Source organism: Arthrobacter sp. 135MFCol5.1, assembly GCF_000374865.1.
Taxonomy (GTDB): domain Bacteria; phylum Actinomycetota; class Actinomycetes; order Actinomycetales; family Micrococcaceae; genus Arthrobacter.
This window is the reverse complement of sequence record NZ_KB895454.1, coordinates 204727-230850: the sequence shown is the minus strand read 5'-3', so window position 1 is coordinate 230850 and position 26124 is coordinate 204727. Positions and strand designations below refer to the sequence as shown.

The window sequence follows — 26124 nt, the reverse complement described above, 5'->3', positions numbered from 1 at the left end:
CGCACGGCCCACCCTCGCTGCGGAGTTTGTGTTGCCCGGCCACCCTTTCACTGAAGATCGATAGAAAAGGCCACGAACATCATGCGTAACGCACAAAAGCCCTCCGGAATGCCTGCCCACCGGTACACCCCGTTCCAGGACCAGATCAAGGTCGAACTGCCGGACCGCACCTGGCCGGACAAGGTCATCACCAAAGCCCCGCGCTGGTGCGCGGTGGACCTGCGCGACGGCAACCAGGCCCTGATCGATCCCATGAGCCCGGCGCGCAAGATGAAGATGTTCGACCTGTTGGTCCGCATGGGCTACAAGGAAATCGAGGTCGGTTTCCCGTCCGCGTCGCAGACGGACTTCGACTTTGTCCGCCAGCTCATTGAGGGAAACCATATTCCTGACGATGTCACCATCCAGGTCCTGACCCAGGCCCGCGAGCACCTGATCGAGCGGACCTACGAGTCCCTGGTGGGCGCCAAGCAGGCCATCGTGCACCTGTACAACTCCACGTCGGTCCTGCAGCGCCGTGTGGTGTTCAACCAGGACGAGGACGGAATCCTGGACATCGCCCTGCAGGGTGCAAGGCTCTGCAAAAAGTATGAGGAAACGCTCGTTGACACGCACGTGACCTACGAGTATTCGCCGGAGTCTTTCACCGGCACGGAACTTGAGTACGCCGTCCGCGTCTGCAACGCCGTCGCCGATGTGTTCGAGGCGTCCGCCGACCGCCAGGTCATTATCAACCTCCCCGCCACGGTGGAAATGGCGACGCCCAACGTCTACGCCGACTCCATTGAGTGGATGAGCCGCCACCTGCACCCGCGCGAGGGAATCATCCTGTCCCTGCACCCGCACAACGACCGCGGCACCGGTGTCGCCGCCGCGGAGCTGGGATACATGGCCGGCGCCGACCGCATCGAAGGCTGCCTCTTCGGCAACGGCGAGCGGACCGGCAACGTGGACCTGGTGACGCTGGGCTTGAACCTGTTCGTCCAGGGGATCGATCCCATGATCGATTTCTCCAATATTGACGACGTCCGCCGGACCGTGGAGTACTGCAACCAGCTGCCCGTCCCGGAGCGGTCCCCCTACGGCGGCGACCTGGTGTTCACCGCCTTCTCCGGCTCCCACCAGGACGCCATCAAGAAGGGTTTCGAAGCCCTGGAGCGCGATGCCGCTGCGGCCGGCAAGGCCGTGGACGACTTCACCTGGCAGGTGCCGTACCTGCCGGTGGATCCCAAGGACCTGGGCCGCAGCTACGAAGCCGTGATCCGGGTCAATTCCCAGTCCGGCAAGGGTGGCGTTGCGTACCTGCTCAAGAACGAGCACAGCCTGGACCTGCCGCGCCGTGCCCAGATCGAGTTCTCCGGCGTCATCCAGCGGCGCACCGACACTGTCGGCGGGGAGGTCAGCGGGGCCCAGCTCTGGCAGATCTTCCAGGACGAGTACCTGCCCTCCGGCCAGGCGGACGGGCAGTGGGGCCGCTACTCGCTGGGTGCCGTCAAGACGGAAACAGATGACGACGGCGGCATGACGCTTCACGCCTCGCTCACCATTGATGGCGCGCAGGTCCGGCGCACCGGTACCGGCAACGGTCCGATCGCCGCGCTGCTGAGCATCCTGCACGACGACGGCGTGGACGTCCGGGTGCTGGACTACAGCGAACATGCCTTGTCCGAAGGCGGCAACGCCATGGCCGCCGCGTACGTCGAGTGCGCAGTGGGGGAGCGGGTCCTGTGGGGTGTCGGCATCGACGCCAATACCAGCATGTCGTCGCTGAAGGCGGTCATTTCGGCCGTCAACCGCGCCATCCGCGACGCCCAGGCCTGACGCCTGCGAGGTTGTGCCGCCGGTTCCGACGGCGGCACAACCGCGTCCTGGCGACCTACGGCCGGGCAGAATGGGAAGATAGAGCGTGGTCCAACAGTCTTTTGCCTCCCGGGCGTACCGGGACGACGCCGTGGTGCTCCGCACCCACAAGCTGGGCGAGGCGGACCGGATCATCACGCTCCTGACGAAGCACCACGGGCAGGTCCGCGCGGTGGCCAAGGGCGTACGCCGCACCAGCAGCCGGTTCGGTGCCCGGCTTGAACCGTTCATGGTGGCTGACCTGCAACTGGTATCCGGACGCACCCTTGATATCGTCACCCAGGCGGTGGCCAAGGGTGCCTACGGCGGCAGCATCGCAGCGGACTACGGGCGGTACACGGTGGCCGCCGCCATGACCGAGACGGCGGAGAAGCTGACAGACGTCGACGGCGAGGCCGGCACGGCGCAGTACAACCTGCTCGTGGGTGCCCTGGCTGCGTTGAGCCGGGATGAACATGCTGCCGGCCTGATCCTGGACTCCTACCTCCTGCGTGCGTTGTCCACTGGCGGATGGGCGCCGAGCTTCACTGATTGTTCCCGCTGCGGCGCGCCGGGGCCGCATTCGGCATTTTCGGCGCCCCTTGGCGGCATGGTGTGTGCCCGGTGCCGGCCCCCCGGTTCCCCTGCCCCGGCGCCCGAGACCGTCGGCCTGCTCGCTGCCCTGCTGACCGGTGACTGGACGACGGCGGACGCATCGTTGGCCCAGCACCGCAAGGAAGCGGCGGGCCTGGTGGCGGCGTACCTGCAATGGCATTTGGAACGAGTCCTGAAATCCCTCAAACACGTGGAGCGTACCTGACAGTGGCCCTGGGTAAGAAGAACAATGCAGCCCGCAGGCGGACCCATCCGGTAACGGCACCCTACCCGCATCCTTCAGGCGAGGTGGCGCCCAAGATCCCGGCGGAGTTCATACCCCGCCACGTGGCCATCGTGATGGACGGCAACGGCCGCTGGGCCAACCAGCGGGGCCTTCCCCGGATCGAAGGGCACAAGGCGGGGGAGCCGGCCCTCCTTGACGTCATGGCCGGTGCCATCGAACTCGGGATCGAGTACGTCAGTGTTTACGCATTCTCTACGGAAAACTGGCGCAGGTCTCCGGAAGAAGTCCGCTTCCTGATGGGATTTAACAAGGATGTGCTGCGCAGGCAGCGGAACCAGCTGGACGAGTGGGGCGTGCGGATCCGCTGGGCAGGCCGGCGGCCCCGGCTGTGGGGGTCCGTGATCCGCGAACTGGAGGAAGCCGAGGAGTTCACGGCGGCCAACAGCACCTGTAATTTGACCATGTGTGTTAATTACGGCGGCCGTGCTGAGATCACGGACGCGGTGTCGGCGATAGCCGCGGATGTGGCCGCGGGACGGCTCAAACCGGGTTCCATCACTGAACGGACCATCCAGAAGTACCTCGACGAGCCGGACCTGCCGGACGTGGATCTCTTCCTGCGCAGTTCGGGTGAGCAAAGGCTGTCCAACTTCCTGCTCTGGCAGTCCGCCTACGCCGAGTTCGTCTTCATGGACACGCTCTGGCCGGACGTGGACCGGCGCACCCTGTGGGCCGCCGTCGAAGAATATGCGCGCCGGGACCGCCGCTACGGTGGGGCTGTCGACGCCGCCGCACCGGCCGGGTCAGAAGCGGAACGGCCTCAGCCGTAAGCCCGCAGCCAGCGTGCCAGCCGCGCGTAGGCGTCGGTTCGGACCGCCTCAGGGGACAGGAAGACGTCGTGCAGCGCGCCGTCGATTCGTTCCACGGTCACCGTGGTGCCCAGGGTCAGGGCACGCGCGCCGATGATTGCCACATCCAGGACCGCATCGGTCCGCCGCATGTCCTCCGACCAGAGGAGCCCGTTGGCGCTTCCCGCGGACAGCAGCACCAGGATGGGCACCCGGATCCCCAGTCCCCGTGCCACCCGGGCGTGGCCGGCGAGGACAGCCCTCAGCCAGCCGGCACGTACCGGGAACGCCATGCGCGGGCGGTACCGCTCGTCAAGCGGCCACTCGCCGTCGGCCGCACTGCTGATGGTGCGCCAGTAGTGGCCCCGCTGGGGAAGCCGGAGCACCGCCTGGGGCCGGAACCGGGCCACCGGCCCCACCATGCCTGACGCGGCGCGGCGTACCAGTGCACTCCCGTGCATCTCCAGCCAGGGGCTGTTGAGGATCAGTTGCGACACGGCGCCAGGGTGGCGGCTCGTCCAGAGTGCCGCCACCAGCCCGCCCGTGGAGTGGCCCATCAGTGCCATGGGCCCGGGCCCGCCGGCACGGGCGATGAGCCTGCACGCCTCCTGTATTTCCGCGTCATAGGCGGCCAGGTCGCCAACATAGCCGCCCGGGAAATCCGGCCGCAGGCTGCGCCCGTGGTTGTGCATGTCCAGCGCGTAGAAGTCGTACCCGGCCCGCGCCCAAAAATAGGCCAGGTCTGCGTTGAAGAAATAGTCGCTCCACCCGTGAAGGAACAGCACTGACCGTCGCGGGCCATCCGAAGCGGCCACATCGCCGGCCGGCCGGAGCCGGACCAAGGTTGCCGTCCGCTCCACGCCGTCGGCACTGGTCGCCACGAAGGAACAGGACTCGAAGTCCCCGCCCAGGATGTCCCGCTGCCAGTGCATGCCATCATGCTAATCCGGCGCTGCGGGTACGGCCGCCTGCCAGGGCGCTTCTCCGTTTTGGTGTGGGACGCCACGAGACGGGAAACTGGAGGCATGCGCGTTTATCCCACTTTCTTCAAGCTGGCCTTTTCATGGATGGACGCCGAGCGCGCCCACAAAATTGGATTCAAGGGGATCCGGCTCGCGCATGCCACAGGCGCGGGAAGGGTCCTGCAGAAGCTCACGGCTCCCGCGCCGTCACTGCGGACCACCGCGTTTGGCGTGACTTTCCCCTCGCCCTTCGGCCTTGCCGCGGGGTTCGATAAGGAAGGGCTTGGCATCGAAGCCCTCAGCGAGCTTGGATTCGGCCACGTGGAGGTGGGAACCATCACCGGCCAGGCACAGCCCGGCAATGAGAAGCCCCGGCTTTTCCGCCTGGTTCAGGACAGGGCCGTGATCAACCGGATGGGATTCAACAACGACGGCGCCGCAGCCGTCGCGCCCCGGCTCAAGGCCGCGCGCGCAGCGCTTCAGCGCCGGTACCCGGACGTTCGTCCCGTCATCGGTGTGAACATCGGCAAAACGAAGGTGGTGGAGCTGGCCGACGCCGTGGACGACTACCTCGTCAGCGCACGCAGCCTGGCCCCCGCCGCCGACTATCTGGTGGTCAACGTCAGTTCACCCAACACTCCGGGGCTGCGGCTGCTCCAGGACGTGGAAACGCTCCGCCCGCTCCTGGTCGCCGTGGGGCAGGAAGCCGACAGGGCCGCCGGGCGGCACGTACCGCTGCTGGTGAAGATCGCCCCGGACCTAAGCGATGAGGACATCGACGACGTTGCCCGGCTTGCATTGGACCTGAAATTGGACGGCATCATCGCCACCAATACAACAATCGCCCGTACGGGGCTTTCCTCGGCGGCCGGCGATGTGGAAAAGTGCGGAGCCGGCGGACTGTCCGGGGCTCCCCTGAAACAGCGCTCACTGGAGGTCTTGAAGCGGCTCAAAGACGCCACTGATGATGCGCTGGCTTTGGTGTCAGTTGGTGGCGTGGAGTCCGCCCAGGACGTCCAGGACAGGCTCGACGCAGGGGCCACCCTGGTGCAGGGATACACCGCGTTCCTGTACGAAGGACCGTTCTGGGCCGCACGGATCAACAGGCAGCTGGCGAAGCGCGGGCACCGCTGACCCCCAGCGTTAAACGCAGGAACCCCGGTGGGCTGACCACCGGGGTTCCTGCGTTTAAGTGGTCCCGCGCGTCAGGACGGGTACTGGCCGCGGCCAACCTGCGGTTTGGGCAGGCGCAGCTTGCGGAACTGCAGGGAGCGCATGGAGCCGTACCAGACGGTTCCGCGTTCCACCTCACCAAACTTCTGGGCCAGGTTCTTCCGGAGCTTGCGGGAGAGGATGAAAACGTCAACGAAGACGGCCAGGAACATCACCCAGAACGCGCCGAGCACGTAGACCATCATGTCGCTCGAGGCCGGAACCACCAAGGACACCAGGACGAAGAGCAGCGCACCGAACATCAGGTATTCGCCGAGATTGAAGCGCGCATCCACAAAGTCCCGGGCAAAACGCTTTTGCGGCCCCTTGTCCCGCAGCGGGAGGAACCTCTCATCTCCGGTGTCCAGCGCGCGGCGCATCTTCAAGCGCTGGTCCTGGACAGCCTGGCGTTCGGCGGCCTTGGACGCCTTGCGGTCCTCCGGCACCAGCGGACGCTTACGGGCAGCTTCCTGGGCCTTCCGGGTGGGGGTCGGGGCACCCTTGCCCACCGCGCTGTTCTGCCGGGCTGCCGCTTCCGCTGCCTGCTGGTCTACTGTTTCCTGCGCCGAGGGCGCTTCTTTTCTACGTCCGAACACCTGACAAGAATACCTTGCGGGAACACGCCCGCCGCCTGTCCGCCCGGCTGCAGGCGGCCTGCGGCCTAATGTGGCGGGGGTAATGTTTTGGCCATGACTTCATCACCTGCGGCGACCCCGCACACCACTGCAGATACATCAGGACAGGGCGCTGCCGGCTGGACGGACGATCTCCGTTCGGCGGTGGACCGGTCCTTCGACCAGACCCTCGCCCGGCTCAAGGATCTGGTGGCCATTCCAGGCATTGCCTGGCCCAGTTTCGACCGCACCCCGCTCGAACGCAGCGCGGACGCCGTCGCCGCCCTGGTCCGTGAAGCAGGATTGCCCGAGGTCCAGGTCCTGACCGTTAACAAGGAGGACGGCACCCCCGGCGGCCCCGCCGTGGTCGCCCGCCGCCCTGCGGCGGAAGGGAAGCCGACCATCCTGCTCTACGCCCACCACGACGTCCAGCCTGTGGGTGACGAAGCCCTGTGGGAGACCGCGCCATTCACCGCCGTCGAAAAGGACGGCCGGCTGTACGGGCGCGGTGCCGCCGACGACAAAGCCGGCATCATGGCGCACATTGCCGCCTATGCTGCCGTCTCCGAGGTCTTTTCCGACTCCCTTGGACTCGGCGTGACCTTCTTCATCGAAGGCGAGGAGGAAGCCGGCTCGCCAACGTTCCGTTCCTTCCTGGAGACCAACCGCGAACTGCTGCGTGCGGACGTCATCGTTGTTGCGGATTCCAGCAACTGGAAAGTCGGGATACCGGCGTTGACCACCAGCCTCCGCGGACTGGTTGACGGCGTCATCGAGGTCCAGGTCCTCAAGCATGCCGTGCATTCGGGCATGTTCGGCGGCCCCGTCCTCGACGCACCGACCCTGCTGTCCCGCCTGATCGCCACCCTTCACGACGACGACGGGAACGTCGCCGTCGAGGGGCTGGTCGCCGCCGACACAGCGTCCGTCGAGATGCCCGAGGCCGACTACCGCGCCGATGCGTCGGTCCTGGACGGAGTGCGCCTCGCCGGCACCGGAAGCATCGCCTCACGGCTGTGGACCAAACCCGCGTTGTCAATCATCGGGTTCGACGCGCCCGCCGTCGATGTCGCCTCGAACACCCTGATTCCGCGGGCGCGGGCCAAGTTCAGCCTCCGGCTGGCGCCGGGGCAGGCGCCGGCGGAGGCCATGGAAGCGGTGCGCCGCCATGTGGAAGCGAATGCCCCGTTCGGCGCGAAGGTGGTCTTCACGCCGGGGGAGGCCGGGAATCCGTTCCGCACCGACACCTCTTCGGCCGCCGCTTCGCTGGCCATGTGGGCCCTGGGCGAGGCCTGGGGAGTTCCCGCCGTCGAAACCGGGATAGGCGGTTCCATCCCGTTCATCGCCGACCTGACGGAGGTCTACCCTGATGTGCAGATCCTGGTGACGGGTGTGGAGGACCCTGATTCCCGCGCCCACAGCGCCAACGAATCCCTGCACATCGGGGACTTCCGCAACGCCGTCCTGGCTGAAGCCTTGATGCTGGCCCGGCTCAACAGCGAAGGCCTGGCCTAGGCGGCGCTCCCAGGGAACAACCGGCAGGTTTTGACGGTTACGTCAGGAGTTAGAGCTACAGGACTGCCGCGCGTAGCATGTAGCTATAGCCCATACCGTATCCGTAGGGGCAGGCGCCGTCTGGCGGCGCCGCCAGACCGTCCTAAGAAGGTAGGCCAATGAGCACCGTAACCAACGAAAACAGCACCGCGACCACCGCTGCGGCCAGTGAAGAACTGCCCGTTCACGAGGTTGACCTGACCGACGTCGCTGCAGGCAAGGTACGCAGCCTCCTCGAGCAGGAAGGCCGCACGGACCTGCGGCTCCGCGTGGCTGTGCAGCCCGGCGGCTGCTCGGGGCTGATCTACCAGCTCTACTTCGACGAGCGGCTCCTCGACGGCGACGCCGTCCGTGACTTCGACGGAGTTGAGGTCGTCGTGGACAAGATGAGCGTTCCGTACCTCAGCGGGGCCAGCATCGACTTCGAGGACACCATCTCGAAGCAGGGCTTCACCATCGACAACCCGAACGCCGGAGGCTCCTGCGCCTGCGGTGATTCGTTCCACTAACCCGGTTATTTCGCCCGATGTCCGCGCCGAGCTTCCCGCCGTCCAAAACGGCACGGAGGCTCGGCGCTGACATGTGGGCGAAACGCCCGGCAGAGCGGTAAGCTCTACACCGAGTAGTAAAACTTTTAGTGTGCCCGGAGCGCCCATGGCAGCCCGGACAACAGCAACAAGTAGGAAGGGCCGTCTGTGAGTTCGCAGAACCGAACCGGCAGCCGACGCAAAACGATCACAACGATCTCAAGCTTGGCTATTGCCGGCGCGTTGGTTTTGACCGGATGTTCGCCAGAGGTAGAGAAAGGGTGGATGCCCACTGAACGTGGCACCACCAGCAACACCGACCGCATCATGGACCTCTGGGTCAACTCATGGATTGCTGCGCTCGTGGTGGGCACCATTACCTGGGGCCTGATCATCTGGTGCCTGGTGGCCTACCGCCGCCGCAAGGGAACCGTGGGCTTCCCGCGGCAGACCAGCTTCAACCTTCCCCTCGAGGTCTTCTACCTCACTATCCCGATCTTCATGGTCCTGGTGTTCTTCTACTTCACCGACCGTGACCAGCAGGCGATCGATGACCGTTCGCAGCCTGCCGACGTCGTCGTCGACGTCCGCGGCAAGCAGTGGGCGTGGGACTTCAACTACAAGTCCGGCGACGTCATCCAGGAAGACCTCCACGAGGCCGGTGTCCAGGCCCACCTGACCGGCAACAACATCGACATGGAACAGCTTCCTACGCTGTACCTGCCGGTCAACAAGTCCGTTGACCTCGAACTCAATTCCCGCGATGTCATCCACTCCTTCTGGGTTCCCGCCTTCCTGCAGAAGCGCGACATGATCCCCGGCAAGACCAACTACATCCGGTTCACCCCCACTAAAGAGGGCACCTACGACGGCAAGTGTGCCGAACTCTGCGGCGAGTACCACTCCGAAATGCTGTTCCGCGTCAAGGTGGTGTCGGAAACCGAATTCCAGGCACACATGGACCAGCTCAAGGCTGAAGGCAACACCGGCCTGCTTGGTGCTGAGTACGACCGCAACCCGAACCTGAACGAAACCAAGTAAGGGGAGCGACGTGGCTACGTACACCCAATCCGCACCCGCGGGAGCCCTGTCGGCGCCCGTGGTACCAAAATCCAAGGGACGCATCGTCGTCAACTGGATCACCTCCACAGACCACAAAACCATCGGGTACATGTACCTGATCGCATCGTTTGTGTTCTTCTGCCTCGGCGGCGTGATGGCGCTGCTGATCCGTGCCGAGCTCTTCGAGCCCGGCATGCAGATCCTGCAGACCAAGGAGCAGTACAACCAGCTGTTCACCATGCACGGCACCGTCATGCTCCTGATGTTCGCCACCCCGCTCTTTGCCGGGTTCGCCAACGTGATCATGCCGCTGCAGATCGGTGCCCCCGACGTCGCGTTCCCGCGCCTGAACGCCCTCGCGTTCTGGTTCTTCCTCTTCGGCTCCACCATTGCGGTGTCGGGCTTCATCACCCCCCAGGGTGCTGCGTCCTTCGGCTGGTTCGCCTACGCGCCGCTCTCGGACACCACGTTTACCCCTGGCATCGGCGGTGACCTGTGGGTATTCGGCCTGGCACTGTCCGGCTTCGGCACCATCCTCGGCGCGGTCAACTTCATCACCACCATCATCTGCATGCGCGCCCCGGGCATGACCATGTGGCGGATGCCCATCTTCACCTGGAACACCCTGATCACGGCGATCCTGGTGCTCATGGCCTTCCCGCCGCTGGCCGCAGCCCTCTTCGCCCTCGGCGCGGACCGGAAGTTCGGTGCGCACATCTTCGATCCCGCGAACGGCGGTGCAGTCCTCTGGCAGCACCTGTTCTGGTTCTTCGGGCACCCCGAGGTATACATCATCGCGCTGCCCTTCTTCGGTATCGTCTCTGAGATCTTCCCCGTGTTCAGCCGCAAGCCGATCTTCGGTTACAAGGGCCTGGTTTACGCAACCATCGCCATTGCTGCCCTCTCCGTGACCGTCTGGGCCCACCACATGTACGTCACCGGCGCAGTCCTGCTGCCGTTCTTCTCGTTCATGACCATGCTCATCGCGGTGCCCACCGGCGTGAAGTTCTTCAACTGGATCGGTACCATGTGGCGGGGGTCGCTGACTTTCGAGACCCCCATGCTGTGGAGCATCGGCTTCCTCATCACGTTCCTCTTCGGTGGCCTGACAGGCATCATCCTGGCTTCCCCGCCGCTGGACTTCCACGTATCGGACTCCTACTTCGTGGTTGCGCACTTCCACTACGTGGTGTTCGGCACTGTCGTGTTCGCCATGTTCGCCGGGTTCTACTTCTGGTGGCCCAAGTGGACCGGCAAGATGCTCAACGAACGCCTGGGCAAGATCCACTTCTGGCTGCTGTTCCTGGGCTTCCACGGCACCTTCCTGATCCAGCACTGGCTCGGCGTCATGGGCATGCCCCGCCGCTACGCCGACTACCTGCCTGAGGACAACTTCACCTGGATGAACCAGTTCTCCACGGTGGCATCCTTCGTGCTCGGCGCTTCCCTGATTCCGTTCTTCTGGAACGTCTACATCACGTGGCGGAATGCCGAAAAGGTCCAGGTGGATGATCCTTGGGGCTTCGGAGCGTCGCTGGAGTGGGCCACGTCCTGCCCGCCGCCGCGCCACAACTTCACGTCCCTGCCCCGGATCCGCTCAGAGCGTCCTGCGCTGGACCTCCACCACCCGGAACTCCGACAGGTACACACCGTCGATTCGCCTGCCCCCGCAGCCGCAGTGCTCGGCAACGCTGACCAGAAGGACACCGCACAGTGAAAATTGAATCCTGGATCTTTGGCTCTGGAGTCTTCTTCTTCGTCCCCGTCGCCCTGGTCTACGGCTTCCTGACCAACTGGAGCGAATGGGTCGGCATCCTGGGCATTCTCCTCGTCGGCGGCCTGGCAGGCATGATCGGCGCCTACCTCGGATTCACCGGTAAGCGGGTTGGGCTGCGGCCTGAAGACCGCAGCGATGCCGAGATCCACGAGGGTGCCGGCGAGCAGGGACACTTCAGCCCCTGGAGCTGGTGGCCCCTGGTTCTCGGGATTGCGTGCGCCACCGGTTTCCTCGGTATGGCAGTCGGTTTCTGGATCGTCTTCATCGCCGGCGGCATTGCCGTCGTGGCCCTCGTCGGCTGGGTCTACGAATACAGCCGCGGTGACCACGCGCACTAGGCCTCTGCAGTAATATCGACGTCGGGCCCCACCTTGCGGTGGGGCCCGACGTTTTTGCATTTCCTAGACGCCCTGGGTGGCCCCCTGGGACTCCAGGAGCCTGCAGAGGTCCCTGAGTGCTTCCAGCGCCCGCCCGCGGTCCTGAGCGCCGTCCAAGGCGTCGTCGCTGACCACCAGTTCCACTTCGCAGCCCTGCCGGAAGTCGGCCGCCATCACCTGGAGCAGGGAATGTGCGTCTACAAGCCCGCCACCGTCCTTTCGAATGGCCAGGGGAAACCCTGTGTCGGTAACGGCACGGACGAACACGGCGGCAGAGCGTGCGTGCAGGCCCTGAGGTGCTGTCACTACGGCCTTCAGTGTTGGCAAAGGGGACTCCTTCGTCACGACGGCCCCATCCGTCGGCGGTCAAATTTTCCTGACTAAATATAGCGGGCGGGCAACCCGCGGCACTAAAAAGGCCAGCGGTCACCCACTGGTCTAGACCGTCCTAAAATGAGGGAAGACAACCACGGCAGGAAGAGGGACCATGGCAGCTGGCGCCACCGCTATCACCGGCGAAATTGACCGCACCAGCGGCACCGCAATCTATGTGCAACTCCGCGAGATCCTGAGGGCGTACATAGCCGAATCCTGCCTTCCGGGTTCAGCGCTTCCATCTGAGCGTGACCTTGCCGAACGATTCGGACTTGCCCGGATGACCGTCCGGCAAGCCATCGATGCCTTGGTGGGGGAGGAGGTCATCGAACGTGTAGTCGGGCTGGGAACGTTCGTCCGGCGGCCGAAACTCGACCTTCAGGTTAAGCTGACGTCCTACAGCGAAGAGATGCAACGCCGCGGCATGGTTCCCGCGGCAAAAGTCCTCAGTTTCGAGCAGATAGGAGCCAGTGCCTTCCTGGCCCGCGAACTCCAGCTCGACGAAGGAACACCGGTGGTACGGTTCCGCCGGCTCCTGCTGGCGGACGGGGAGCCGATGAGTGTCGACGAGAACTTTATTCCTGCCCACCGCGTCCCTGGCCTGCTTGACCACGAACCTCCCACGTCGTTGTACAACGTCCTCAGCGAACAATTCGGCCTGGTGATGGAGTGGGGCGAGGACATGATCGAGGCTACGGCTGCATCGCCCTCCACGGCGCGGTTGCTGAACGTGGAGGTGGGGGCGCCATTGTTGAAGATCCAACGGCATGCGTTTGTGGCGCGCGCCATGGTCGACTATTCCGTTTCGTACTACCGCGCCGACCGGTACAAGCTGTGGGTTCCGTTGCAGCGGCCTGGTGCCCGCAGGACGCGCAACCACTGAAACAGCCCGGGGGAGTACTGCCGGCGGTGTTCAGGGTACAGAGCCCGGACGACAAAACGAAGGGCCCGATCCGGCATGGATCGGGCCCTTCGTTACAGCTGGAGTTTCCTAGTGCGTCAGGCTCTTGGTGCCCTCTGCAGCTTCGACAGCCTCGTGGCCGTGGCCGTGTGCTGCTTCCAGCTCCGCGGGGGTTGCCGGAGCAACGCGGTCCTCGAAGAACCAGCGGGAGAGCAGCGCGCGCCGCTTTTCCTTCCGGGTGACCACGCCGTGCTCGTTCGGCACAGCCGGCTGTACCTGGGGTGATTCGAAACCAACCAGCTTGTACCGCTTGTATTCATCCAGTGGCGCGTGCACCTCGATGAACTCACCGTGCGGAAGCCGAACAATCCGGCCAGTCTCGCGGCCGTGAAGGGCGATTTCGCGGTCCTTGCGCTGCAGGGCCAAAGCCACGCGCTTGGTGACGATAAACGCGATGATCGGGCCGACGAAGAACAGTGCACGCAGCCAGTAGGTGACATCGTTCAGGGAGACACCGAAGTGGGTTGCGATGAGGTCCGAACCTGCGGCCGCCCACATGACGCAGTACCAGACGAAGCCGGCCATGCCGATGGCGGTACGGGTCGGAGCATTCCTCGGACGGTCGAGGACGTGGTGCTCACGGTCGTCCTTGGTCACCCAGCGCTCGATCCACGGGTAGGTGAACATCACGGTGAAGAGGATCCCGGCCGGTACCAGTGCAGGCAGGAGGACGTTGAACGTGAACACGTGACCAAAGAAGATCTGCTCGACGTGCCAGTTGCCAAGCGTCCCGGGCATGAGCCGGAGGGCGCCGTCAACGAACCCGATGTACCAGTCAGGCTGGGTGCCTGCGGAAACCGGGGAGGGGTCATAAGGTCCGTAGTTCCAGATGGGGTTGATGGTGAAGAACGCGGCCATCAAAGCGATCACGCCGAAGACGATGAAGAAGAATCCACCGGCCTTCGCGGCGTACACGGGTCCGAGGGGGTAGCCGACGACGTTGTTGTCGTTGCGGCCGGGGCCGGGGTACTGGGTGTGCTTGTGGACCACGACCATGAAGAGGTGCATAACGATCATCAGTAGGATGAGTGCCGGCACCAGCAGGATGTGCAGCATGTACAGGCGGCTGATGATGGCCGTGCCCGGGAATTCTCCGCCGAAGAGGAAGAACGAGATGTACGTGCCGATGACCGGAATTGACTTGATCACGCCGTCGATGATGCGCAGGCCGTTGCCGGAGAGCAGGTCGTCGGGAAGCGAGTAGCCGGTGAAGCCGGCGGCCATGGCCAGGATCAGCAGGACACAGCCGACAACCCAGTTCATCTCACGCGGGCGGCGGAACGCGCCGGTAAAGAAGACCCGGAGCATGTGCACGGCCACCGACGCCACGAACAGCAGTGCTGCCCAGTGGTGGACCTGGCGCATGAAGAGTCCGCCACGCACGTCGAACGAGATGTTCAGTGACGAGCTGTACGCCACCGACATCTCCACGCCCTTAAGGGGGACGTAGGACCCGTCGTAGTGGGTCTCCGCCATGGACGGATCGAAGAAGAACGTCAGGAAGGTTCCGGACAGCAGCAGGATGACAAAGGAGTACAGCGCCACTTCGCCGAACATGAATGACCAGTGATCGGGGAAGACCTTGCGGCCGAACTCGCGGAGGATCCCCGAACCGCCGACACGCGAGTCGACGAAGTCGGTGATCCGGCCTGTCTTGGTTTTGGCGACGAAAGCCGGCTCAGCTGTTGATGCTGCGCTCATGCGAATCACGCTCCCAGTAACTTGGTCCTACGGGTTCATGGAAGTCGCTGGTAGCGACGAGGTAGCCCTCGTCATCAACTGCGATCGGCAGCTGGGGGAGAGGACGGCTGGCGGGGCCGAAGATCACCTTGCACTCTTGCGTGAGGTCGAAGGTGGACTGGTGGCACGGGCACAGCAGGTGGTGCGTCTGCTGCTCGTAGAGAGCAACGGGGCAGCCAACGTGGGTGCAGATCTTCGAGTAGGCAACGATGCCGTTGTAACCCCACTCTTCACGGCCCTTGGACGGGTTCAGCGAGGCGGGATCCAGGCGCATGAGCAACACAACGGACTTTGCCTTCTCGTTGAGCTTGCCTTCCTCGAGTTCGTTGAGTCCCTCGGGGATGACGTGGAACGCCGAGCCGATGGTGACATCCGAAGCCTTGATAGGGGTTCCGTCAGGGTCGCGGGTCAGGCGCTTGCGCTTGCCGTCCTGCGGAGCCCACATGGTATGTGCAAGCTTGTCGTCAGGGCGGGGTCCGAGGTCGCCGAAGATCGCGATTGCAGGAAGCGGAGCCAGGGCCACCGCACCCAGGAGGGTGTTACGGATCAGCGGGCGGCGCTTGATGCCGGTCTCTTCCACGATGTCGTCGACGATGCGGACCGCAGCCTGGCGGTCTTCCTCGTAACGGATCGCGTGACGCTCTTCGGAGACTTCGTGATCGGGCATCAGGGCTTTGGCCCAGTGCACGATGCCGGTTCCGATACCCAACATGGCAAAGGCAGTGCCAATGCCCAGCAGGGCGTTCTGGAGCCGGATGGTGGCGATGCTGGAGTCGTCACCCAGATCGATGGCGAAGTACGCCACCAGGAAGATCAGGGTGCCAACAACAGAAATGCCAAACAGTAAGGCGACCTGCCGTTCTGCCCGCTTTGCGGCTCTCGGGTCCGTGTCAGCCAGGCGCAAACGATGCGGGGGAATCCCAGGATCCTGGAACTTCTCCACCTCATTCTGACCAGCCGTAGCTACGGTGCCCGAGTGGTTCGGACTGCCGTCACTATGGTTGCCCATAATTCGCCTCATCCTTCTCTCGTCCCGGCAGTTGCCGGGTTAGTTTCTAATTTCAAGCTGCTGACAGGGCAGCAGAAGTTTTGTGTGTCCTGCGGGACGTCAGGAAGTCCTGGAGGTCAGCCAGATGGTGAAGGCGATGATGACGCCGAGACCGGCAACCCACACGAACAGGCCTTCAGCTACCGGGCCAAGGGATCCCAGGTCGGCTCCGCCCGGGGATCCGGTGGACTCGATCTGCTTCAGGAAGGTGATGATGTCCTTCTTGCCCTCGGGGGTGATGTTGGCGTCGTTGAACACCGGCATGTTCTGCGGGCCCGTGACCATGGCCTCGTAGATGTGCTTGCCGGTTACGTCGGCAAGAGCAGGAGCAAACTTGCCGCGGGTCAGCGCACCGCCGGCGGCGGCGGCGTTGTGGCACATGGCGCAGTTGGTGCGGAACAGCTCTCCACCGGCAGCAGCGTCGCCGCCGCCGTTTGTCAGCTCGTCTGCAGGAATTGCCGGGCCGGCTCCCAGGGAAGCGACATAGGCTGCAAGCTGTGAGGTCTGCTGCTCGTTGAACTGGACAGGCTTCTTCATCGCCTGGGGTCCGTTCATCTGCATCGGCATGCGGCCGGTGCCAACCTGGAAGTCAACAGCTGCGGCGCCGACGCCCACCAGCGAGGGACCATCCTTGGAACCGCTGGCACCCATGCCGTGGCAGGTGGCGCAGTTCGCCGCGAAAAGCTTGCCGCCCTCTTCGACGTCGCTTGCGCTTGCCGTGGTGGTGCTCGCCTTGGCCTCGTTCATGCTGGTGGCCACGGCGTAGAGCCCACCAGTGATGAGGAGCCCCATCAGGAGCAGCGCTATTGCTGCAAGTGGGTGACGCCGCTTTTGTGAGAGTGCCTTCACGTGGTGGTTCCTTTATTCGATCCTGCGCCGGCTCCGGGAGCCGCTACCTGAAATTCTGCCTCTTGTAGAAAAAGAATCAAAGCTGGCTACTTGAGTACGTAGATGACCAGGAAGAGGCCGATCCACACGACGTCAACGAAGTGCCAGTAGTAAGAGGTGACGATTGCGGACGTTGCTTCGAAATGTCCGAACTTCTTCGCGGCGAAGGACCGGCCCATGATGAGCAGGAAGGCAATCAGGCCGCCAATGACGTGCAGGCCGTGGAAGCCGGTGGTCATGTAGAAGGCAGAGCCGTAAGCGTTGGAGGAGAGCGAGACGTGCTCGGAAACCAGCATTGCGTACTCGGTGGTCTGGCCGGCAACGAAGAACGCGCCCATCAGGAACGTCAGGGTGAACCATTCGTTCATTCCCCAGCGGGCGAACTGCAGGGCTCCGCCGGCGCGGCGGGGTTGCAGCCGTTCGGCGGCGAACACGCCCATCTGGCAAGTGAAGGAACTGGCCACGAGGACGATCGTGTTGACGAGCGCAAAGGGGAAGTTGAGCTTGGCTGTCTCTTCCGCCCACATCTGACCGCTCGTTGAGCGCAGCGTGAAGTACATGGCAAAGAGACCGGCGAAGAACATCAACTCGCTGGACAGCCACACTACGGTTCCGACAGAAACCATATTGGGGCGGTTCAGCGTGGGGTGCGCCGGGGTACTGGGGGCATGGGTCGCAGATGTCACATAGACATTATGTCTGCAAAAGTCCGTGCTGCCCAACGCAAACCGCCTTTTCGGGGGACTTTTTCTACAAAGACGCGAATTCGTCCCGAAAAGTTCCGGCCGACGTTCATATTGGTCAGCGCGCACCATCGCTCGATAGCATCAGCAGGTGACTTCACAGGCATCTGCAGCGTCCGGCAACACCTGGCCCCGGCTCATCTCGGCGCTGATCAAGGGCGCCGATCTTACGGCCGACAACACGTCGTGGGCCATGGACACCATCATGTCCGGCGAAGCGACGCCAACCCAGATCGCCGGTTTCCTCGTGGCACTCAGCGCCAAGGGGGAGACAGTGGCCGAGCTCTCCGGCCTGGTGGAAGCCATGCTGACCCACGCCAAGCCGGTGGCAATCTCCGGGGAGAAGCTCGATATCGTCGGCACCGGTGGTGACCAACTTAACACTGTCAACATCTCGACGATGGCCGCCCTGGTAGCGGCGGGTGCCGGCGCCAAGGTCGTCAAGCACGGCAACCGGGCGGCGTCGTCGTCGTCCGGCTCTGCCGATGTGCTCGAGGCGCTCGGTGTCCGCCTTGACCTGCCTATCGACCGGGTGGCACGCAATGCGGAGGAAGCCGGCATCACGTTCTGCTTTGCCCAGGTCTTCCACCCCTCCTTCCGGCACACGGCCGTTCCCCGGCGCGAGCTGGCGATTCCCACCGCGTTCAACTTCCTGGGGCCTCTGACGAACCCCGCCAACGTACAGGCGTCGGCCGTCGGCGTTGCCAACGCAAGGATGGCGCCCCTCGTGGCCGGCGTCCTGGCGCGGCGGGGGAGCAGGGGATTGGTGTTCCGGGGGAACGACGGCCTCGACGAACTGACGACAACCGGTCCGTCGACCGTGTGGGAAATCCGCGACGGTGCCGTCAGCGAGCTCCGTTTCTCACCTGAAGACCTGGGCATCAGCCTGGCCACCGTGGAACAACTGCGCGGGGGAGACGCCACTGCAAATGCCGGTGTGGTCCGGGATGTGCTCTCCGGGAAGCCAGGTCCGGCCCGGGACGCGGTCCTGGTCAACGCGGCCGCCGGCCTGGTCGCCTTCGATCTCGACGCAAGTGGTCCGTTCCTGGCCCGTATGCAGGCGGCTTTCGTACGGGCGGCGGACTCAATCGATTCCGGTGCAGCCGCTGCGGTGCTGGACCGCTGGGTTTCGCTGTCCCGCGCCTAGGTCCGCCTACTGTTCGAAGCCAAGCGAGAATGCGGCGTCCAAGTCGTGCTGCGAGTAGGCGCGGAAGGCAATATGCGTGGTGGTGTGGACCACTGCTGGCACCTTGGAGAGCTTGTCAGCGATGACGTCTGCCAGGTCCTCGTGCCTTGGCACCCTCGCCACGGCGATAAGGTCCCATTCCCCGGTGACGGAGTACACCTCGCTGATGCCCTCAATGGCCGATATTTCCTCGGCCGTCTCCGGAATGCGTGCGGCGTCAGTCTTGATCAGAACAAATGCGGTGACCACGTTTGAACCCCTTCAATCAGTTCCGCCGCGGCTAAGCCCGGCAGCTGTTTCCCTGCTGCCAGCCTATTACACGGGCGGGCATCTTCCGGATGCCTTCCAGGCTGGGGATTTCCCCGTTGAGCTGAGGCTTCACCTGCGACGCAGGCGTACCACGCCGGCAAGCAGCAGCCGGTAGCCCACCAGGAAAACTGCCAAGGCCAATGTGGCCACGATGATGAAGGGGAGGACCACGGTCTGGGCGGTGAGCGCCCGGAGGACCATTCCACCGACCAGGCTGCCAACCCATACGGGAACTCCTGCACGGAGTGCTGACAGTGGATTCCTCCATGCCCGTGCTGCCATCCAGCCGGCGGCTGCGCCGGCAAGGAATGGCCACGCTGTGAGCAAGACACCCAGGACCGGTTCTTCCCGGTGGTGGGCATCGCGTCCAATTGCCGCAAATGCCAGGATGAGGATGAGGTCAGCCGCGGCGGCAAGGATAACGGTTCGCGCCACAACTGATGGTGCAGGCTTCGTCTTGAGGGAATCCATGGCTTTCACTCTAGCTGTCCGGGGCAGCATGAGCAGCTGCCGGGCTGGTAGGCAGGGCCAGGGGAGTGGGGTGGTCAGGGTGCCTCCGGAAGGGGGTCGCCGGCAGGCGCTCGGCGCACCCTGCGGACAAGCCAGCTCGCCTCCCAGCTGAGCTGGTACCCGGCGTCACCATCCCACTCAACGAGGACGTCTGTGACTGTTTATGCGATGGCGATGGCCCGCAGTGACCGGACCTTAACCGGGGCCGGCCGCAGTAGCAGGATCGGACGTCCCGGAGCCCGCTTCAGGGCTTCCCCACGCAAATGGCTATGACACGCCTGCCCGTTCGCGGGGCAGGCTGGGCAATGTTGAACGCAGGCAAATTCTCGCATCGGGCGTCCTGGGAGACGTGGGGGTGTGGGGCGCCGGCGCCAGCTTCATGAAAAGGACGGCATCCGAGGAACCGCTCCACCGTGTGGCCCGCAGCAGGCCTTTCGGCTTGCCGCCATGTGCAACAGGATAGGACCGCAAAGAGCCGCCGCACACCAGTCGCAGCTACCTATTTGCTGCAATGGCGGGTGTTGTCTCTTCGAAGCAGTTATGGGGGCATGCAGTAATGTCGGCAGGGATCGACGTCACTCCCTGCATCCGGAGAGATAGTGAACAAACCGTTATGGATCTGCACGCTGGTCGGGGCCGCTATGGGATTCAGCCTGGGCCTGGCTCTGTTTCAGAGCCCTTTCTGGGGTTGCGCCGTGGGGCTCGCGCTCGGAGGCGTGGTTGGGGCCTCCATACGCCGGCGCCACTGAGCGTCCGCCAAAATCGGGAGCCGGGAGAGGGCTGCGAAGCGCTCCAGTCCAGGCTCTCCGAAAACGTTACTTTACATAATGTAGATTATCGGCGCTTTGGGAATCTTCGGGAGCGGGGCGGATCCCCAAGGCCCAATCCCGCGAATCGGCTGGTCAATCGGCATGGGGCCCATTGTCTTTGGTGCGGCGCGCGTCAAGAATGAACCAATGACGGCCTACGTGTGTTCCCTGGAAACTGCAGTCCCGACGACCAAGCTGATCCAGTCCGAAGCCCGCGATGTCTTCGCTGCGCAGCCGGGATTGTCGCGTCTGGGATCCCGGCTGGTGAACACCTGCTTTGACGGTGCAGCCATCGAGACACGGTTTACCGCCGTAGAGGAAATGACGAACGCATCCCGCTCGGACAACCCGCAGTTCTACGACCAGGAATCCGGACTCCTGCTGAATCCCAGCACCAAGGTCCGCAACGATATTTTTGCCCGGGAAGCCACGAAGCTCTTCATTGAGGCAGCCCGCGCTGCCCTGGCGGCCGTCCCGGATCTTGGTTTACTTGACATAACTCACCTCATCACTGTTTCATGCACTGGATTCTTCAACCCCGGCCCGGACTACAAGGTGGTCCGGGAGCTGGGGCTGAACCCGGCCGTCCAGCGGTACCACTTGGGCTTCATGGGCTGCTACGCGGCATTTCCCGCATTGCGCGCCGCAAAGTTGTTCTGCGAGGCCGATCCCAAGGCCGTCGTCCTGGTTGTCTGCGCGGAACTGTGTTCCCTGCACGTGCGCACGTCCAACGATCCCGATGCCATCATGGGTTCAGCGCTGTTCGCCGACGGAGCCGCTGCCGCCGTCGTCACGGCCCGGCCCGGAGCCCGCGACACCGCTTTGCTCGCCCTGGACCACTTCGAAACGGTCCTCACACCTGTCGGCGAAGACTCGATGGCCTGGAACATCGGCGACAACGGGTTCGAAATGGTGCTCGGCAACTACGTGCCCCACATCATCGACGAACACATTGTGGGCGCCCTGGTGCCCCTGCTGGCACGGGAACCGGAACTGGCGGCACTCCCCTACACCTCAATCCCCCACTGGGCCATCCATCCGGGCGGCCGCAGCATCCTGGACAAGGTCGAGTCCCGGCTGGACCTCACGGAGGAGCAGCTGGTGCCCGCCCGCGAAATCCTTCGCAACTACGGGAACATGAGCAGCGCCACGGTGCTTTTCGTCCTCAAGCACATCCTGGAACAACCACTCCGGGACGGAACCGGCGGGGGTGAACGCATTTGTTCCATGGCCTTCGGCCCAGGACTCACCGTGGAAACAGGCCTGTTTACCAAGCTCCGTCAGGCCGTTGCAAGACACGGAAAGACGTCCGATACGGCCACCGCCGAGGCAGCCACAGTCGGCTGACCGGGTCCGGGCGATGGATTTCATGCTGGCCCGCCGCGCTGCTGCTGCCGTCGAGCAGATGGACCGCGCCGACTGTGATGCCCGGCTTTTGGACAACACCTACCGCCAGTTCGGCGTCATCAACAGAGTCTTGTCCGGGTGGCGGGGACTGTACGCGAGGGAGCTTCGGCCCATCGTTCCGCCACAGCCACGCCCGCTGACCATCCTGGATGTCGGATGCGGCGGCGGCGACCTCGCCGTCACGCTCTCCCGCTGGGCCGCCCGGGACGGGAAGAAGATGCACATCACGGGAATCGACCCGGATCCCCGAGCCGCCCGCTTTGCCCGGCAACGTGCTGCTGCCTCCGGTGTGGACTTCCGGCAGGCCCACAGCAGCGACCTCGTCCGCGAGAAGGCCCGGTTCGACGTCGTCATTTCCAACCATGTCCTGCACCACCTGTCTCCCGAAGAGCTCCGGCACCTGCTGGCAGATTCGGAAATCCTCGCGGAAAGGACATCGCTGCATAACGACCTCATCCGCAGCCCGGCAGCCTTCGCCCTCTTCAGCGTTGCCGCAATGCCGTTCCGGCACTCCTTCATCCGCGAGGACGGCCTGACCTCCATCCGGCGCAGCTATAAACCCGCTGAATTGTCCGCCGCCGCTCCCCCGGGCTGGTTCGTGGAACGGTCGTCGGCATTCCATCAAGTCCTGACGTGGCGACATGGCTGAGCTGGCTGCCGATGTTGTCATCGCCGGCGGCGGCCCTGTTGGGCTGTTCCTTGCCGGGCTCCTGCTCCAGGAGGGCGTCACCGTCAAGGTGCTGGAACAGCGTACGTCACGGAACCAGCACACCCGGGCCATCGGTATCCACCCGCCGGCGCTGCAGGCACTTAGCCGGATCGGCGTGGTACCAACCCTGGTTCGGGAGGGTGTCCGGATCCGTGAAGGCGTTGCCCTGAGCGGGGGAAGAACAGTCGGCACCATGGCTTTCGGCACCGTGTCCGCCAACTTTCCCTTCGTCCTTGCGCTGCCCCAGTTCAAGACGGAGCAAATCCTGGCGGACCGTGTGCTGGCCTTGGACCCGAACGCCCTGGTCAGGGGCGCAACCGTTACGGGGTTCACTGACGACGGCGCCGGGGTCACCGTCGCGTTCGAGTCCCCGGATCATCCATCGCTCGCGCCGGCCCGGGCCTCGGCCGCGCTGCTGGTGGCCGCGGACGGTGCCCGCTCCCGGCTCCGGGGCGCCCTGGGCGTGGCTGCCGCCCGCAGGACGTATCAGGACCATTACCTCATGGGGGATTTCGACGACGACAGCGGACTGGGTGAAAAGGCTGCCCTCTTCCTCGAGCAGCAGGGCATCGTGGAATCGTTCCCGCTCCCGGGCGGAATCCGCCGCTGGGTGGTGCGGCTCGACTGCCCGGCCGGTTCCGCAACGGCCACCGACCTGGCTGGCCTGGTGGGCCGGCGGACCGGAATCGTTCTCGACCCGGCCACCACTTCCATGCTGAGCGCCTTCAGCGTCAGTTCGGTCATCGCCGGCCGTACTGTGGCCGGACGGGTAATCCTGCTGGGCGACGCGGCCCATGAAATCAGCCCTATCGGCGGCCAGGGCATGAACCTGGGCTGGCTTGATGCCGAAGCACTCGCCCCGTTGGTTCTCGAGGCCCTCCCCGGCGGCCCTGCGGACAGCCACTTCAGTGACTTCGAAAGGGCCCGGCGAAGGGCAGCGGTCCGTGCGCGCCGCCAGGCCGAAATCAACATGGCGCTCGGCCGGCCCCTGCCGGCTCCGTTGCTTCGAATCCGTACGGCGGCACTCGGTACTGCCGCCTCCATTCCGGCAGTCAACCGGTGGGCAGCCATGCGGTTCACCATGCAATGAACCAGTGGTGGGCCGGGGCGTGCCTAGCGGAAATAGCAGTCGTAGCTGTCCTGGCTCACAATAAGGCCGTCTTTCACCTCAAAGACGGAGGACGTCCTGGCCCGGATGGTTTCGCCGCGATCCCAGTACCGCAGATCCATCAGCAGGGTGGCCGACCAATCGGCTTCCACGGCCACGCGGCCGCCCTCGCATGTCGTCCGACGGACCACGAACTCCTGGTCCTCCACTACCTGGCGGCTCTGGTCAGCACCGGAAAGCACGCCCTCCAGCGTCCGGGTGGATCCCTCCGGTGCCAGCAGGTGCGGCGCTTCCGTGAGGACAAATCCGTCCGAGAGGAACGGGCGGATTTCAGCGGCGCCACCTCCCGCTTCAAGGACACGGATAAACTCCAGGACACGCGCCAGCGGCGAGCCGTGCGCCAACTCATCAACCATGCAATCGACCCTAGCCGAGGTTTCCGCAGGCCGTCCCCCAGTAGGCTGTCATCATGATCCAGAGTGCTCCCCCGACGACTGCCGGACCCGACGAAATCCGCGAGGCCGTGGAGCGGATCCTGTCGACCGGTTCCCTGCCGCCGATCGTCCAGGCCGGCCACCCCGCATTGCGCCAGCAGGCCGCAGAGTTCCACGGCCAACTTTCGGCGGAGCAGCTTGGCCGCCTCATCGAGGTCATGCGCCAGGTCATGCACGAAGCCCCCGGTGTCGGCCTGGCCGCGCCCCAGCTTGGCATCCCGTTGCAACTCGCGGTCCTGGAAGACCTGTACGACGTCGACCCCGGCGCCGCAGCGCTGCGGCACCGGAGCCCGCTGGAATTCCTGGCAATCCTCAACCCCCGCTACACCCCGCAAGGGTCCGGGCAGGCAGCGTTCTACGAGGGATGCCTTTCCCTCAACGGGCTGCAGGCCGTGGTGTCGCGGCCGGACACCGTGCTGCTGGACTACCTGACGCCCGACGGCGCGGCGGAGCAGCGCGTGTTTTCCGGCTGGCAGGCCCGCATCGTCCAGCACGAGACGGACCACCTCAACGGCATCCTCTATATCGACCGCGCCCAGCTCCGTTCCCTCAGCAGCAATGCGGAATATGCGGCCCACTGGGCGGAACCGGGCATCGGCAGGGCAAGCACCGGGTTGGGGTTCGACGCCGGCCCCGCGGGAATATCCCTCGGCTGACCTCGGGCGGGCCACCCTCTGCCCAGCAACGGGCAGCAGGACGGGCAGGCCACCATAAACTGGTGTCCATGCCATCCGCGGACCTCCCCCTCCTGTGCCCCGTCTGCTCGAATCCGTTGGTACTCCTCGGACCCGGCGCCGGGACGCAACCCCGGCTGGCTTGCGCTGCCGGTCACCACTTTGATGCCGCCCGGCAAGGCTACTTCAACCTGCTGGTTGGCAAGGGAACGTCGTTTGAGGCGGACAGCGCCGCCATGGTGCAGTCCCGCGTCAATTTCCTGGGGAACGGCCATTACCTGCCGCTGGCACGCGCCGTAGCTTCCGCCGTCGTCCCTTATCTCTCGGAAACAGGTGCCGCGGTGCTGGATTCCGGAACCGGAACCGGCCATTACCTCCGCGAGATCCTCGACGCCGCGGACGCTGGCGGGCGGCACGTGGCGGCCATCGGCCTGGATATATCCAAGTTTGCGCTGCGCCGCGCCGCGCGGCTCAACCCGGAAGCCATCAACATGGTCTGCGACATCTGGCAGCCCCTTCCGGTGGCCACCGGCTCGGTGGACGCTGTCACGGTGGTGTTTGCCCCGCGGAACCCGGCCGAATTCGCCCGGGTACTGCGCCCTGCCGGGGCGCTGGTGGTGGTGACTCCCCGGCCCGGCCACCTCGCGGAACTTGCCGCGGTCACCGGGATGCTCGGCATCGAAGAGGGGAAGGATGACCGCCTGGCGGAGGGCATGGCCGGCTATTTCGACCTGGACAGCTCCTCCGACGTCGACATAGCCCTCACGTTGACCCGCGCGGCCGCCGCGGACCTTGCCTTCATGGGACCGGCGGGACACCACCTGGATCCCGGGCACATCGCGGAAAGGCTGGAGAGCCGCCCCGAACCCGTGACGGCCGGCGCACGGTTCAGGCTGATGGTGTTCCGGCCCAGGAAACACGGCGCCGCGTAACGACTTGGCCACTATCCCCGGGCCGGCGCCTGCGTCCGGCGCGCTTGCCCGGTCCCCGGACTAGGATGAAAAGACAGTTGCAGGCGGGTCCGCAGACGCGGCTCCCCCGTGACGAAGGGGGAAACAGGATGTTCGAGTGGCTTGGGGAAAACTGGTGGGCGCTGTGGCTCACGGCGTTCCTGGCGTTTGCCGTGATCGAGATGATCACCCTTGACCTGTTCTTCATCATGCTCGGTGGCGGCGCTCTTGCCGCCCTGGCAGCTGACTTTGCCGGCGCCGAACCCTGGCTCCAGGTGGTGGTCTTTTGCATCGTATCCCTGCTCATGGTCGCGTTCGTGCGGCCGGTGGCACTCTCGCACCTGAAGAAGGGCCCGTCCGAGCAGCGGACCAACGTTGACCGCCTCATCGGCGAACCCGCAATCGTCATGGAGGCCGTGACCTCGGACGGCGGTTTGGTGAAAATCGGCGGCGATATTTGGAGCGCACGCTCCGCGGCGGGAGTTCTTCCCGCAGGCCAGAAGGTGGTCGTCTCGGCCATTGACGGCGCAACAGCAGTGGTTTCGGTGCCGCCGGCGGCGGCCACCGGCCCTGAAACAGCCTGACATTTGGGGGATAAGG

Annotated in this window: 27 protein-coding genes; 17 read left to right on the top strand and 10 right to left on the bottom strand. The window is 64.7% G+C overall.

Annotated features, from left to right (window positions below):
• The first annotated feature begins 81 nt into the window (after positions 1-81).
• The 3 genes from leuA (at position 82) to C563_RS0107275 (ending at position 3510) form a co-directional block, all read left to right on the top strand.
• Positions 82-1821 (top strand): 2-isopropylmalate synthase, encoded by a 1740-nt coding sequence (gene leuA, locus C563_RS0107285; RefSeq protein WP_018761384.1) that lies wholly within the window; start codon positions 82-84, stop codon positions 1819-1821.
• A gap of 85 nt (positions 1822-1906) precedes the next feature.
• Positions 1907-2659 carry a DNA repair protein RecO gene (gene recO / locus C563_RS0107280; RefSeq protein WP_018761383.1) on the top strand — a complete coding sequence of 251 codons (753 nt, stop codon included), beginning with the start codon at positions 1907-1909 and terminating at the stop codon, positions 2657-2659.
• A 2-nt stretch (positions 2660-2661) separates the two neighbouring features.
• A complete protein-coding gene (locus C563_RS0107275; protein ID WP_018761382.1) occupies positions 2662-3510 on the top strand; it encodes an isoprenyl transferase in 849 nt (282 codons plus the stop codon).
• On the opposite strand, the gene C563_RS0107270 is transcribed toward C563_RS0107275, so the two are convergent.
• Positions 3501-4460 (bottom strand): alpha/beta hydrolase, encoded by a 960-nt coding sequence (locus C563_RS0107270; RefSeq protein ID WP_018761381.1) that lies wholly within the window; start codon positions 4458-4460, stop codon positions 3501-3503. The genes C563_RS0107275 and C563_RS0107270 overlap by 10 nt on opposite strands.
• Positions 4461-4553: 93 nt before the next feature.
• Here C563_RS0107270 and C563_RS0107265 point away from each other — a divergent pair, with 93 nt between their 5' ends.
• A complete protein-coding gene (locus C563_RS0107265) occupies positions 4554-5624 on the top strand; it encodes a quinone-dependent dihydroorotate dehydrogenase (protein ID WP_018761380.1) in 1071 nt (356 codons plus the stop codon).
• Positions 5625-5695: 71 nt separating this feature from the next.
• Here C563_RS0107265 and C563_RS0107260 read toward each other — a convergent pair whose 3' ends face one another.
• On the bottom strand, positions 5696-6298 hold the full coding sequence (locus C563_RS0107260; protein ID WP_018761379.1) for a DUF3043 domain-containing protein: 603 nt from the start codon (positions 6296-6298) through the stop codon (positions 5696-5698).
• Between the two features lie 93 nt (positions 6299-6391).
• Between C563_RS0107260 and C563_RS0107255 the strand changes: the two genes are divergently transcribed.
• From C563_RS0107255 to C563_RS0107235, 5 genes are all read left to right on the top strand, one after another.
• Complete coding sequence (locus C563_RS0107255) at positions 6392-7831, top strand: dipeptidase (protein WP_026264472.1); 1440 nt, start codon at positions 6392-6394, stop codon at positions 7829-7831.
• A 158-nt stretch (positions 7832-7989) separates the two neighbouring features.
• A complete protein-coding gene (locus C563_RS0107250) occupies positions 7990-8379 on the top strand; it encodes a HesB/IscA family protein (protein WP_018761377.1) in 390 nt (129 codons plus the stop codon).
• A 186-nt stretch (positions 8380-8565) separates the two neighbouring features.
• Positions 8566-9438, top strand: a complete 873-nt coding sequence (gene ctaC / locus C563_RS0107245; RefSeq protein ID WP_026264471.1) for an aa3-type cytochrome oxidase subunit II — start codon at positions 8566-8568, stop codon at positions 9436-9438.
• A gap of 10 nt (positions 9439-9448) precedes the next feature.
• Positions 9449-11176 carry an aa3-type cytochrome oxidase subunit I gene (ctaD, locus tag C563_RS0107240; protein WP_018761375.1) on the top strand — a complete coding sequence of 576 codons (1728 nt, stop codon included), beginning with the start codon at positions 9449-9451 and terminating at the stop codon, positions 11174-11176.
• A complete protein-coding gene (locus C563_RS0107235; protein WP_018761374.1) occupies positions 11173-11574 on the top strand; it encodes a cytochrome c oxidase subunit 4 in 402 nt (133 codons plus the stop codon). Before ctaD ends, C563_RS0107235 begins: the two co-directional genes overlap by 4 nt.
• A gap of 63 nt (positions 11575-11637) precedes the next feature.
• Here the strand turns inward: C563_RS0107235 and C563_RS0107230 are convergent, their stop codons facing one another.
• Complete coding sequence (locus C563_RS0107230; RefSeq protein ID WP_026264470.1) at positions 11638-11940, bottom strand: HPr family phosphocarrier protein; 303 nt, start codon at positions 11938-11940, stop codon at positions 11638-11640.
• Between the two features lie 160 nt (positions 11941-12100).
• Here C563_RS0107230 and C563_RS0107225 point away from each other — a divergent pair, with 160 nt between their 5' ends.
• Positions 12101-12871, top strand: coding sequence for a GntR family transcriptional regulator (locus C563_RS0107225; protein ID WP_018761372.1), 771 nt, complete (start codon positions 12101-12103; stop codon positions 12869-12871).
• Positions 12872-12979: 108 nt separating this feature from the next.
• Here C563_RS0107225 and qcrB read toward each other — a convergent pair whose 3' ends face one another.
• The 4 genes from qcrB to ctaE all read right to left on the bottom strand — a co-directional run bounded on the left by qcrB (position 12980) and on the right by ctaE (position 17311).
• Positions 12980-14650, bottom strand: a complete 1671-nt coding sequence (gene qcrB, locus C563_RS0107220; protein WP_018761371.1) for a cytochrome bc1 complex cytochrome b subunit — start codon at positions 14648-14650, stop codon at positions 12980-12982.
• Positions 14628-15698, bottom strand: coding sequence for a cytochrome bc1 complex Rieske iron-sulfur subunit (gene qcrA, locus C563_RS0107215; protein WP_026264469.1), 1071 nt, complete (start codon positions 15696-15698; stop codon positions 14628-14630). The genes qcrB and qcrA overlap by 23 nt, the downstream gene beginning before the upstream one ends.
• A 99-nt stretch (positions 15699-15797) precedes the next feature.
• Positions 15798-16586, bottom strand: a complete 789-nt coding sequence (gene qcrC, locus C563_RS0107210) for a cytochrome bc1 complex diheme cytochrome c subunit (RefSeq protein ID WP_018761369.1) — start codon at positions 16584-16586, stop codon at positions 15798-15800.
• Between the two features lie 86 nt (positions 16587-16672).
• Complete coding sequence (gene ctaE / locus C563_RS0107205) at positions 16673-17311, bottom strand: aa3-type cytochrome oxidase subunit III (RefSeq protein WP_196803315.1); 639 nt, start codon at positions 17309-17311, stop codon at positions 16673-16675.
• Positions 17312-17459: 148 nt separating this feature from the next.
• Here ctaE and trpD point away from each other — a divergent pair, with 148 nt between their 5' ends.
• Positions 17460-18515, top strand: coding sequence for an anthranilate phosphoribosyltransferase (trpD, locus tag C563_RS0107200; protein ID WP_018761367.1), 1056 nt, complete (start codon positions 17460-17462; stop codon positions 18513-18515).
• A gap of 6 nt (positions 18516-18521) precedes the next feature.
• On the opposite strand, the gene C563_RS0107195 is transcribed toward trpD, so the two are convergent.
• Together C563_RS0107195 and C563_RS0107190 are read right to left on the bottom strand one after the other, a co-directional pair.
• Positions 18522-18803 (bottom strand): Lrp/AsnC family transcriptional regulator, encoded by a 282-nt coding sequence (locus tag C563_RS0107195; RefSeq protein ID WP_018761366.1) that lies wholly within the window; start codon positions 18801-18803, stop codon positions 18522-18524.
• Between the two features lie 129 nt (positions 18804-18932).
• Positions 18933-19334, bottom strand: a complete 402-nt coding sequence (locus C563_RS0107190; RefSeq protein WP_051083435.1) for a DUF3054 domain-containing protein — start codon at positions 19332-19334, stop codon at positions 18933-18935.
• A gap of 995 nt (positions 19335-20329) precedes the next feature.
• On the opposite strand from C563_RS0107190, the gene C563_RS0107185 reads away from it, so the two are divergent.
• From C563_RS0107185 to C563_RS0107175, 3 genes are read left to right on the top strand one after another with little or no spacing between them, the layout of a single operon-like run.
• Positions 20330-21529, top strand: a complete 1200-nt coding sequence (locus C563_RS0107185) for a type III polyketide synthase (protein WP_018761364.1) — start codon at positions 20330-20332, stop codon at positions 21527-21529.
• A 22-nt stretch (positions 21530-21551) separates the two neighbouring features.
• A complete protein-coding gene (locus C563_RS0107180; protein WP_018761363.1) occupies positions 21552-22238 on the top strand; it encodes a class I SAM-dependent methyltransferase in 687 nt (228 codons plus the stop codon).
• Positions 22231-23388, top strand: coding sequence for an FAD-dependent oxidoreductase (locus C563_RS0107175; RefSeq protein ID WP_018761362.1), 1158 nt, complete (start codon positions 22231-22233; stop codon positions 23386-23388). Before C563_RS0107180 ends, C563_RS0107175 begins: the two co-directional genes overlap by 8 nt.
• A 23-nt stretch (positions 23389-23411) precedes the next feature.
• Here C563_RS0107175 and C563_RS0107170 read toward each other — a convergent pair whose 3' ends face one another.
• Entirely contained in the window at positions 23412-23822 is a 411-nt protein-coding gene (locus C563_RS0107170; protein WP_018761361.1) for a nuclear transport factor 2 family protein, read from the bottom strand.
• A 53-nt stretch (positions 23823-23875) separates the two neighbouring features.
• Here C563_RS0107170 and C563_RS0107165 point away from each other — a divergent pair, with 53 nt between their 5' ends.
• The 3 genes from C563_RS0107165 to C563_RS0107155 all read left to right on the top strand — a co-directional run bounded on the left by C563_RS0107165 (position 23876) and on the right by C563_RS0107155 (position 26108).
• Complete coding sequence (locus tag C563_RS0107165) at positions 23876-24556, top strand: peptide deformylase (RefSeq protein ID WP_018761360.1); 681 nt, start codon at positions 23876-23878, stop codon at positions 24554-24556.
• A gap of 68 nt (positions 24557-24624) precedes the next feature.
• Entirely contained in the window at positions 24625-25506 is an 882-nt protein-coding gene (locus C563_RS0107160; RefSeq protein WP_018761359.1) for a putative RNA methyltransferase, read from the top strand.
• Positions 25507-25634: 128 nt separating this feature from the next.
• Positions 25635-26108 carry an NfeD family protein gene (locus C563_RS0107155; protein WP_018761358.1) on the top strand — a complete coding sequence of 158 codons (474 nt, stop codon included), beginning with the start codon at positions 25635-25637 and terminating at the stop codon, positions 26106-26108.
• Positions 26109-26124: the final 16 nt, after the last annotated feature.